The following is an 8618-nucleotide window of genomic DNA, read 5'->3' on the forward strand; positions in this document are numbered from 1 at the left end:
GCTGAGTTATTGAGGAGATTTCAATCGGTTGAGTATTCTTTGGAATACTATTTTAAAACTAAATGACTATAAAAGCGAGTGGTTAAACTCGCTTTTTCTGTTTGGTTAGATTGAGTCCGAATGGGACTAGATTTTCTTCTTTTTTCAAAATTCGTTGGATATTTTCCTTGTGGCGGATAATGACAAATAGGCCTAAAAAGACGATGATGATGGTAAAGAGCCAGTCGTAGCTTGGTAGGATGATTCCTATTGCTGGAAATAGCAGAGCTCCTAAGATTGCTAAAGCAGCAGCCAACACGCTGGAGAAGGAAACCATCGAAGTGAGGTAAAGAGAAGTCACAAAAATTATGACTAGATAGAGGCAGAAAGCAGGTGCGACACCCAGAAGCATACCAGCAGATGTTGCAACCGCCTTTCCACCTTTGAATTGGGCAAAGATAGGGAAAGTGTGTCCCAGTACAGCCATTAACCCAAATACAATCGGAGAAATTCCTTGGGCATGAAAGATCAGCGGAAGCAAGGCTGCCAACGTTCCCTTGAGAAAATCAATTACAAATACAATCGTACCAGCCTTTGGACCTAAAATACGGAATGTGTTGGTTGTTCCTGTATTTCCAGAGCCATGCTCACGAATATTGATCTTGAAAAAAGTTTGACCTATCCAAAGTCCTGACGGAATAGAACCTAATAAATATGCAATAAATAATAAAATAAGATTGACTATCATGCTTCCATTATAGCACAATTTGCTTTGAATTCTCCTCAAATGCGTTTTATTATTTGTTCCAGCCGAAAGTCAGCAGAAAAATTTTGCAAAAATGCTGAAAAACTTGTAATATAGTAAGGATGACAAGTATGGAGGTCAGTTTTGACTAAGAAAGAGATTAACATAAATAACTATAATGACGATGCCATTCAGGTATTAGAAGGGCTGGATGCCGTTCGCAAACGCCCTGGTATGTACATCGGATCAACAGATGGAAATGGCTTGCACCACATGGTCTGGGAGATTGTCGATAACGCTGTCGATGAAGCCCTGTCTGGATTCGGTGATCGGATTGACGTGACCATTAACAAGGACGGCAGTCTCTCTGTGTCTGACCGTGGACGTGGGATGCCCGTCGGTATGCACGCAACAGGAAAACCAACGGTTGAAGTCATCTTCACCGTTCTCCATGCAGGTGGTAAGTTCGGTCAAGGGGGATACAAGACTTCAGGTGGTCTCCACGGGGTTGGTTCTTCGGTGGTCAATGCCCTGTCTAGCTGGTTAGAAGTTGAGATTACCCGTGACGGAGCTGTTTACAAGCAACGGTTTGAGCAGGGCGGAAAGCCAGTCACGACTTTAGAGAAGATTGGTACCGCTCCAAAATCAAAAACAGGTACAAAAGTTACCTTTATGCCTGATGACACCATTTTCTCAACGACTGATTTCAAGTTCAACACCATTGCCGAACGCCTGAAAGAATCAGCCTTCTTGCTCAAACAAGTCACTATGACCTTGACAGATGAGCGGACGGGTGAGCAGGAAGAGTATCACTATGAAAATGGTGTCCAAGACTTTGTATCCTACCTCAACGAAGACAAGGAAACCCTGACACCTGTCCTCTATTTTGAAGGAGAAGATGCAGGATTCCAAGTCCAAGTGGCTATGCAGTACAACGACGGCTATTCAGACAATATCCTGTCTTTCGTTAACAACGTTCGGACCAAGGACGGCGGTACCCACGAAACAGGTCTCAAACTGGCCATTACCAAGGCCATGAACGACTATGCTCGTAAGACCAACTTGCTCAAGGAAAAGGACAAGAACTTGGAAGGCTCTGACTACCGCGAGGGTCTGTCTGCGGTCCTTTCTATCCTTGTCCCAGAAGAGCATTTGCAGTTTGAAGGGCAGACCAAGGACAAGCTGGGAAGCCCACTTGCTCGTCCTGTGGTGGACGGCATTGTATCGGACAAGCTGACTTTCTTCCTTTTGGAAAATGGCGAGCTAGCATCTAATCTAGTTCGTAAAGCCATTAAGGCGCGTGACGCTCGTGAGGCTGCGCGCAAGGCGCGTGACGAATCCCGAAATGGTAAGAAAAACAAGAAGGACAAGGGGCTTCTTTCAGGTAAGCTAACCCCAGCCCAGTCCAAAAATCCAGCCAAAAACGAACTCTATCTGGTCGAGGGAGATTCAGCCGGAGGCTCTGCCAAACAGGGCCGTGACCGCAAGTTCCAAGCCATTCTACCTTTGCGTGGTAAGGTTATCAATACCGCCAAGGCAAAAATGGCGGACATCCTCAAAAACGAAGAAATCAACACCATGATTTACACCATCGGTGCAGGTGTTGGGTCAGATTTCACTATTGAAGATGTCAACTATGACAAGATTATTATCATGACCGATGCGGATACGGACGGTGCCCACATTCAGACCCTCTTACTGACCTTCTTCTATCGCTACATGCGACCATTGGTAGAAGCAGGACGGGTTTACATCGCCCTTCCACCTCTCTACAAGATGTCTAAAGGCAAGGGCAAGACAGAAAAGATTGCTTATGCTTGGTCTGACGGGGAATTGGAAGATCTCCGCAAGGATTTTGGCAAGGGCTTTATCCTCCAACGCTACAAAGGTCTTGGTGAGATGAATGCTGATCAACTCTGGGAAACAACTATGAACCCTGAAACCCGTACCCTTATCCGTGTCACCATTGAAGACCTAGCCCGTGCTGAACGCCGTGTATCCGTCCTCATGGGCGACAAGGTCGAGCCGCGCCGCAAGTGGATTGAGGACAATGTCAAGTTTACCTTGGAGGAAGCGACAGCTTTTACTAAATAATCTCAGGGAAGTTGAGGTGCAGTATGGTTTTAGAAAATAAATTGGGGATAAAAGACTCGTTAGAGCTGGCAAAAACGGAAGAAAAGGTCAGTAAGGAGAAGGCAAAACGGCTTTTTGAGGAAGAATTGCTGGCTGATAAACAAGCTGGTACTTTTGAAACCCTTGCTTTTATTCACAGCTTTCTATTCGAAGATATTTATGATTTTGCAGGTAAGATAAGAGATGTCAACATCGCAAAAGGTGGCTTTCGTTTCGCTCCTCTCATGTATCTGCACACGTCCTTAGAAACAATTGAAAAAATGCCCCAGCGAACATTTGAACAAATCATTGAAAAATATGTAGAGATGAACGTGGCTCACCCTTTCCGTGAGGGGAATGGTCGTAGCATGAGGCTTTGGTTGGATCATTTGCTGAAATCTGAATTAGGGCAGGTAGTTGATTGGTCATTGGTGGATAAAGAAGATTATCTTTTGGCAATGGAGCGAAGTCCAATTCGTGATATTGAAATCAAATATATCTTAAAAAATGCCTTGACTGATGAGGTTGATAGTAGAGAACTCTACATGAAAGGCATCGACCATTCTTATTACTATGAGGGGTACAATCTCTATCGTACTGAGGATTTGTAAATTGAGAACATAAATTTATAAATTTTATAGTAAATTCTTTTAAAAATTTTCTTAGAGTAATTAACTATATAGGAGTTTGAAGTGAGTGGGTTTACAGAAATTCAAGCAAGAATAGTTAAAGATAAATTTATTGAGAAATTCAGAGGTTATCAAATTGAAGTGAAAGAAATTTCAAGTCAACTCACTTTTCTCATCATTGAAGATAGTCATATTTACGCTATTGAAAGAATTGAAGAAATTCATTCTAATTCCTTGGCTTTATTCTCTCTATATATTTTAGAATTAACTTTTAATCAATTAGAAGTTAAGTATATTCACTCTCATTTTGTACGAGAGATTCAACAATTATTTCCTGAAAATGAATTTTTGTCAGTACACTTAAACTATCGCAGTTTTCCTGGTTTTAGTAGAGTTTATTGGAATCTGGATTCGCCTGGTACGATTTAAATTATCCTCAATTGAATCTCAGGAATCGTTATAATCAGTGGGATGGAATTTGTTATAAATTTATTGTTATGGAATTTCAGGGATATTTAGGAAATAAAGAATATTTGGTTGCATATACAACTAGGAATCCTTTTAACTATATAAATGATTTTATTAAAAAATCGATTTCTGGTAGAGGGATTTATCGTGCTGAGGACATGAGAGGGAATTATTCCGAAGTTGTAAGTACGTTTAGGACTTGGAAAAAAATGCGAATATTAGACCGATTTGAACACTATTTTAAATACTTTGTAATTGAAGAGTTTAAAAAAGAGAAAAGTAAGGTATGGAAAAGAGCTGATGAAATTCTTGAAAATGCTAGAGAAGATAAATTTGTGGAAATTGAAAGATTTTCTTATTCAAGACCTATCAATAAATGGAAGTCGGAAGAATTGTTATTCAGATTAGTAAAATCGGTATTTAAGTCTGAAAAAGTGATCTATCAACACAGACCATACTTTTTGAAAAGTTCAAAAGGTGGGCAGCTATCCTATGATATTTACATCCCCAGCCAAAAAATCGCAATTGAATATCAAGGAAAACAACATTTTGAACCAATTGATTTTTTTGGTGGTCAAGAAAATTATCTGAGAACTATTCAACGTGATAAAGAAAAGTTTACGATAAGTCAAGAACATGGAATAAGACTAATTTATTATAATTATTGGGAAGAAATTTCAAGAGAATTACTGCTCAAAAAAATCAGAGAAGGAATTCAGAAAAAAATGCCTTGACTTATTATTAGTAGAGTTAAAACCTCTATCGGACAGAGGATTTGTAAATCTAGCACAGACAAACTATGTGAGGTGTTTTATGCCACTAAGAGTAAAATTAACTGACCGTTTTCAAAAACGGTTGTCTGAATGGGCTCGAAAGCGCAAGCCATTTAAAAATAAACAGGAGTTGGAAGAGAAATTTGACCAAGCATTGAAGATTTGGCAATCTTCCAAAACTCGGCAACATGCAGAAAACTTGCTATCTGAGCAAGGAAAATTAGAACATTTTTTACATAGCACGGAACGGAAACTGTCTCGTATGCCTTTTGGTGGAGATAAGTTTGCGGCTATTCCAGGCTTGATTTCCATGGTGCGAAGCTATATCCGTAGAGATTACAGCAAGTTACCCAAAGGGACAATCCTCGCAATTATAGGTGCTTTGATTTATTTTTTCAGTCCTATTGATGCCTTACCAGATTTCATCCTTGGAGCAGGTCTACTTGACGATGCCTTTGTCCTTAATGCCTGTTTGAAATTAATCAAAACAGATGTCGATGACTTTAGAAGCTGGCAAGCAAGCCAGTAGAAAGTGGAAGAGTAGCTCTGCTATTTTCAAAAGGAGAAAGAAGATGTTAGAGAAAGTTGAACGCTTAATAAGTGAAATTAATCGTATTCATCTGGAGTATTCAAAGGATTATTTTGAAACTGGTAAGGTTGCAAAGGTCAATCTCAAACATACCTTTGCAAAGGTTCCAACTCAACCTATTCTGGCTTATCGGCTCAACTTACACGAGTCCATTAACGATTACTTGATGCGTGCAGATGTCAAGGATATTGCCTATTTTTATCGTGTCAAAACATCAGAATCGATTTTGGATAAGATTGAGCGTTTTAAGGAGAGAAGCGAGGGCTATCCTGTCAACTCCATTCTCAATGATATTTTCGGTGCTCGTATGATTTTGACTTCTGAAGAGATTGCGGAGGTTATGGAGCGTCTGGATGACTGGCAGGAACAATATGGTCTGAAAAACTGGTATCTGCGTGATAAGGACGGCTATGTCGGCATTCATATCTATTTCAAAAATAAGAGTAATTTCTACTATCCGTGGGAACTGCAACTATGGGATGAGAAGGATGTAGAAGGCAATATTGCTAGTCATATCAAGTATAAGAGGAAGTTTGTGGGGTAAAAAATGGATTGGAAATTAGAGTCAGATGTTAATGACTGGGTAAAAGGTCAGTTAGACCGTATTGGATTGCGTAAATTGCAAGACTACAATGAGGAATCAGGTATGAGCCCTTATATGAGAGAGGCTCTGAGGGGGTCCGCAAAAACGGAATCTAAAGCTAATTTTGGTAAACCAGACTTTCATGTCGAAAAGTATAGTCGCCCTGTTATTTTTGAAAATAAATTTTCAGCAAGAAAATTACTGACTGAAAATAAAGAAGGCATCAAACAAGATGACAAGTCTATTGGCACTTACGCAGTGAATGGTGCTCTTTACTATGCTCGGAACATGATTGCTTCTGGGAAATACAGTGAAGTCTTTGCGATTGGTGTTGCTGGTGACAATGAAGAAAATGTTGTATTCAAAGTTTACTACGTTTTCGGTTCGGCATTGAATGCTTATAAAGAATTGACAGCTGTTCAATCGCTTGATTTTCTTGAAAATGAAAAAAGTTTTGAAACCTTCTATAAGAACGCTGTTCTGACAGAAGAAGAAAAACATCAGATTTTAATTGATAGTCAAGCTGTCTTGCAAAGTTATGCCAAGAAACTTAATCGCTTGATGCACAATCACAATATTACTGCTCCACAACGAGTTCTTTATGTATCTGGTATGCTTTTGGCTATGCAAGATATCGAAATGCTTACTCCTAATGGTGAAAAAATAAAGTTAGATGACGGCTTAATTCCTGACAATTTATTAGGAAAGCAGGTTAAGGACAAGCATGATGGCGAATTGATCGTAACGCATATTTCAAACTTCCTAGAAAACAGGGGGATTGAGAAAACCAAGCGTGATTTGATGATTTCTTCTTTCAAGGAAATCTCAAAAGATGCTCAGCGTGACGAGAAGACAGAGCTTGATAAAGAAGTTGCCAAGTTGATTGATGGTCAGGCAAGTGTGACCAAACAAATTTTCACCTTTATCTACGAATACATCTTCAAAGCCATTGACGGATTAGGTGGTCATATTGACATTATGGGGGAAATGTACTCTGAGTTTCTCAAGTATGCCCTTGGAGATGGTAAGGAAATTGGGATTGTTTTAACGCCACCTTATGTGACCAAGATGATGTCACAGATTTTAGCAATCAAAAAAGATAACAAAGTTATGGACTTGGCGACAGGTTCTGCCGGTTTCTTGATTTCTGCAATGGAACTGATGATAGAAGATGCCAATACTATTTTTGGTAAGGCGACCACAGCAGCAAATGAAGCCATTGATACACTTAAGAAGAACAATCTTCTCGGTGTTGAGCTAAATGCAGAGATGTTTACCTTGGCAGCTACCAACATGATTTTACGTGGTGATGGTTCAAGTCGTATTGAGAAAGGTTCAGCCTTTAACCGCCCAGAAAGTCTCTTTGAAAACTTTAAAGCCGACCGTCTGTTGTTGAACCCACCTTTTTCTTATGATGAAAATGGACTGCCTTTCTTAGAACATGGCTTGGATAAAATGGAAAAAGGTGGCTTAGGTGCGATTATCATCCAAGATTCAGCAGGTTCTGGTAAAGCTACCAAAACAGCCCAATCCATTCTCAAAAAGCATACCATGCTTGCCTCAATCAAGATGCCAGTTGACCTTTTCGTACCAATGGCAGGGGTTCAGACGTCAATTTATATTTTTGAAGCCAAAACACCTCACGATGTAGAACGACCTGTCAAATTCATTGACTTCAGAAATGATGGCTACAAGCGAGCTAAACGTGGGATTTCAGAAGTGGATAGCCCTGTTCAACGTTATCAGGATATCATCAAGATTTACAAGGCAGGCAGTCGAGCTAAGGTAGAAGCAGATTGGGATTTGGATGCTGTCTATATCGAGGACTTTATCAGTCTAAATGGTAATGACTGGAATTTTGAACAGCATCAAGTCATTGATACCAAGCCAACCTTAGAGGATTTCAAAAAGACCGTTGCTGACTATCTTTCCTGGGAAGTGACTCAACTCCTCCAACAAAAAGGAGAAGACGTCACAAAAAAGCCCTAAGCCCTCGCCTAGCCAAATTAGACAAAGAGTTTGAAGAGGCAGGGGGAGAATGGCGGGAATATAATTTAGCTGAACTTTTTGGAAAATCTACAAGAGGGAAACGACTAAAAAGTTCAGATAGAGTCTTTGGCACTTTGCCTTTTGTGACGGCGGGAGAAGAAAATACAGGAATTTCTGCTTATATTGGAAATGATGTCGAGATTTTTAGAGCAAATAGCATCACAATTGATATGTTTGGTTCCGCTAAATTTAGAGGTTATGATTTTGGTGCTGATGACCATGTTGCAGTAGTACATACTAATCATCTGCCCAAAGCAGTTTGTCAATTTATTACAGTGGCAATTCATAAATCTTCATATTCTGGAAAATTTAGTTACTCACGTAATTTTTATGCAAAAGATGCTGATGAGTTAATAATTTCATTACCAACAATAAATAACAATTTGGCATTTTCATATATGGAAAACTACATAAAGGCGCTCGAGGCTGAACGCATCGAGACGCTCGAGGCTTACCTAACAGTAACTGGACTTAAAGATTATCACCTTACAAAAAATGATGAGAAAATACTTGACACATTCACCAAACTGACCGATACTGAGAGTAGAGTAGAGTATTCGGGTATATTGTCGCTATCTCCAGTTTCGATGAGAACACTTTTTCCGTCAATCCATCAAGGGCGACGCTTAAAGAAAGATGATCAAATTCAAGGTGATTTACCCTTTGTTATGGCTGGTACAACCAATACAGG

At 39.8% G+C, this 8618-nt stretch carries 9 protein-coding genes; 8 read left to right on the forward strand and 1 reads right to left on the reverse strand.

All coding sequences use genetic code 11. The features are described from left to right. Positions 1-82: 82 nt before the first annotated feature. Positions 83-727: a glycerol-3-phosphate 1-O-acyltransferase PlsY gene (plsY, locus tag SST62_RS0102900; RefSeq protein ID WP_029186232.1), complete on the reverse strand. Its 645-nt coding sequence runs from the start codon at positions 725-727 to the stop codon at positions 83-85. A gap of 141 nt (positions 728-868) precedes the next feature. Between plsY and parE the strand changes: the two genes are divergently transcribed. The 8 genes from parE to SST62_RS1000000111845 all read left to right on the forward strand — a co-directional run. Further along, on the forward strand, positions 869-2818 hold the full coding sequence (parE, locus tag SST62_RS0102905; RefSeq protein ID WP_029186233.1) for a DNA topoisomerase IV subunit B: 1950 nt from the start codon (positions 869-871) through the stop codon (positions 2816-2818). Positions 2819-2841: 23 nt separating this feature from the next. Beyond that, the gene (gene fic, locus SST62_RS0102910) at positions 2842-3447 is read left to right on the forward strand and encodes a protein adenylyltransferase Fic (protein ID WP_029186234.1); all 606 of its coding nucleotides are present in this window, start codon (positions 2842-2844) and stop codon (positions 3445-3447) included. 81 nt (positions 3448-3528) lie between these two features. Beyond that, a complete protein-coding gene (locus SST62_RS0102915) occupies positions 3529-3894 on the forward strand; it encodes a hypothetical protein (RefSeq protein WP_029186235.1) in 366 nt (121 codons plus the stop codon). 68 nt (positions 3895-3962) lie between these two features. After that, on the forward strand, positions 3963-4667 hold the full coding sequence (locus SST62_RS0102920; RefSeq protein WP_029186236.1) for a hypothetical protein: 705 nt from the start codon (positions 3963-3965) through the stop codon (positions 4665-4667). Positions 4668-4746: 79 nt separating this feature from the next. Next, positions 4747-5235, forward strand: a complete 489-nt coding sequence (locus SST62_RS0102925) for a YkvA family protein (RefSeq protein ID WP_029942512.1) — start codon at positions 4747-4749, stop codon at positions 5233-5235. 43 nt (positions 5236-5278) lie between these two features. Then, positions 5279-5839: a GTP pyrophosphokinase gene (locus tag SST62_RS0102930; RefSeq protein WP_029186237.1), complete on the forward strand. Its 561-nt coding sequence runs from the start codon at positions 5279-5281 to the stop codon at positions 5837-5839. Between the two features lie 3 nt (positions 5840-5842). Next, positions 5843-7867, forward strand: coding sequence for an HsdM family class I SAM-dependent methyltransferase (locus SST62_RS0102935; protein ID WP_029186238.1), 2025 nt, complete (start codon positions 5843-5845; stop codon positions 7865-7867). Continuing rightward, positions 7810-8618: restriction endonuclease subunit S (locus SST62_RS1000000111845; protein WP_194283583.1), on the forward strand; the 809-nt coding region annotated here is incomplete at its 3' end. The genes SST62_RS0102935 and SST62_RS1000000111845, both read left to right, overlap by 58 nt.

The sequence above is a fragment of the Streptococcus suis YS56 genome (assembly GCF_000440115.1).
Classification (GTDB): domain Bacteria; phylum Bacillota; class Bacilli; order Lactobacillales; family Streptococcaceae; genus Streptococcus; species Streptococcus suis_L.

Excerpts from the sequence above, each read along its gene's own strand:
- plsY (WP_029186232.1), bottom strand. The coding sequence starts at position 727 with ATGATAGTCAATCTTATTTTATTATTTATTGCATATTTATTAGGTTCT.
- fic (WP_029186234.1), top strand. The coding sequence starts at position 2,842 with ATGGTTTTAGAAAATAAATTGGGGATAAAAGACTCGTTAGAGCTGGCA.
- SST62_RS0102920 (WP_029186236.1), top strand. The coding sequence starts at position 3,963 with ATGGAATTTCAGGGATATTTAGGAAATAAAGAATATTTGGTTGCATAT.
- SST62_RS0102925 (WP_029942512.1), top strand. The coding sequence starts at position 4,747 with ATGCCACTAAGAGTAAAATTAACTGACCGTTTTCAAAAACGGTTGTCT.
- SST62_RS0102930 (WP_029186237.1), top strand. The coding sequence starts at position 5,279 with ATGTTAGAGAAAGTTGAACGCTTAATAAGTGAAATTAATCGTATTCAT.
- SST62_RS0102935 (WP_029186238.1), top strand. The coding sequence starts at position 5,843 with ATGGATTGGAAATTAGAGTCAGATGTTAATGACTGGGTAAAAGGTCAG.